Source organism: Pseudomonas sp. CM25 (assembly GCF_013179705.1).
Classification (GTDB): Bacteria; Pseudomonadota; Gammaproteobacteria; order Pseudomonadales; family Pseudomonadaceae; genus Aquipseudomonas.
In genome coordinates this window covers 1-1,733 of sequence record NZ_JABMCW010000606.1, presented here as the reverse complement: position 1 = coordinate 1,733, position 1,733 = coordinate 1, and the positions used below count along the sequence as shown (strand labels likewise).

2 protein-coding genes are annotated in these 1,733 nt (G+C 65.6%); one reads left to right on the top strand and one right to left on the bottom strand.

What is annotated here, in order from left to right; all coding sequences use genetic code 11:
* A partial coding sequence (locus tag HP546_RS29920; protein ID WP_256678576.1) for a methyl-accepting chemotaxis protein occupies positions 1–819 on the top strand: 819 nt, incomplete at its 5' end.
* A 152-nt stretch (positions 820–971) separates the two neighbouring features.
* Here the strand turns inward: HP546_RS29920 and HP546_RS29915 are convergent.
* A partial coding sequence (locus HP546_RS29915; protein ID WP_172233403.1) for a benzoate/H(+) symporter BenE family transporter occupies positions 972–1,733 on the bottom strand: 762 nt, incomplete at its 5' end.

The window sequence follows — 1,733 nt, the reverse complement described above, 5'->3', positions numbered from 1 at the left end:
ATCGAGCAACTGGCGGGCAACGCCCAGGCCTTGTCGGCGGTGACCGAGCAGACCAACCGTGAGGTCGGCAGCCAGAAGGAAGAAACCGAACAGGTGGCCACCGCCATGCAGCAGATGACCGCCACCGTGCACGATGTGGCGCGCAATGCCGAACAGGCGGCGCAGGCGGCCCAGGCGGCGGACGACAAGGTCGGTTCCGGCCAGCAGGTGGTGCGCCAGAGCATGCAGCGCATCGAACAGCTGGCGGCGGCGGCGGAAACCGCCAGCGCCGGCATCGATAGCCTCAGTGCCGAGATCCACACCATTGGCGACGTGCTGGCGGTGATCAAGAGCGTGGCCGAGCAGACCAACCTGCTGGCGCTGAATGCCGCCATCGAAGCCGCCCGGGCCGGCGAGCAGGGCCGTGGCTTTGCCGTGGTGGCCGATGAGGTGCGCGCGCTGGCGCGGCGTACCCGGCAGTCCACCGAACAGATCGAGGCCTTGGTTGCCAGCTTGCGCGGCAATGCCCAGCAATCGGTGGCGCAGATTCGCGGCAGTACCGAGCTGGTGCGCCTGGCGGTGGCGGATGCGTTGCACACGGAGAGTGCGCTGGGCAGCATTGCGGCGGCGGTGTCATTGATTCAGCAGATGAACCAGCAGATTGCGGCGGCCGCCGAGCAGCAGAGTTCGGTGGCCGAAGAGATCAGCCGCAGTGTCACGCAGATCCGCGGCAGTGCGGACCAGGCGGCGCTGGCGATGCAGGACAATGCCCGGTCGAGTATCGAGCTGGCGCAGCTGGGTACCGACCTGAAGGGGATGGTGGGGCATTTCCGGTTGTGATGCTGGCGGTTTTTGGGTTGCCTGTGCTGGCCTCTTCGCGGGTGAACCCACTCCCACAGGGATATCACTGTCCACCACAGGCTTCAGACCTTGTGATTACTCTGTGGGAGCGGGTTCACCCGCGAATAGGCCGGCACAGGCAATAAAAACCCTCAGGCCTTGCGGGGGTTAAGGATCACCAACGCCAACACCCCAGCCACGATCCCCCAGAACGCCGAGCCGATCGAGAACAGGGTCAGCCCCGAAGCCGTGACCATGAAGGTAATCACCGCCGCCTCACGCTCACGCGCTTCGCTCATGGCCACGGTCAGCCCGTTCATGATCGAGCCAAATAGCGCCAGCGCCGCAATCGACAGCACCAGCTCTTTCGGCAATGCGGCAAACAGCGCCGCCAGCGTCGCCCCGAACACCCCGGCAATGCCGTAGAAAATCCCGCACCACACCGCAGCGGTGTAGCGTTTGCTCGGGTCTTCATGGGCATGCGGCCCGGTGCAGATCGCCGCACTGATGGCCGCCAGGTTGACCCCGTGCGAGCCAAACGGCGCCAGCAGCAGCGAGGCAAAGCCGGTGGCCGAAATCAACGGCGAGGCCGGCACCTGGTAGCCGTCGGCGCGCAGCACGGCCACGCCGGGCATGTTCTGCGAGGTCATGGCCACCACGAACAGCGGAATGCCAATGCTGATAGTGGCTGCCAAAGAAAAGCTCGGCGTGGTCCACACCGGCTTGGCCACCTCCAGATGGAAGCCGCTGAAGTCCAGCAAGCCCAGCGCGCCAGACAACGCCGTGCCCACCAGCAGCGCAGCCAGCACGCAATAGCGCGGCGACAGGCGCTTGACCAGCAGGTAGCTGAAGAACATGCCCAGTACCAGCAAGGTGCGGTGCTGCGCGGCGACGAAGATCTCGCTGCCGATCTT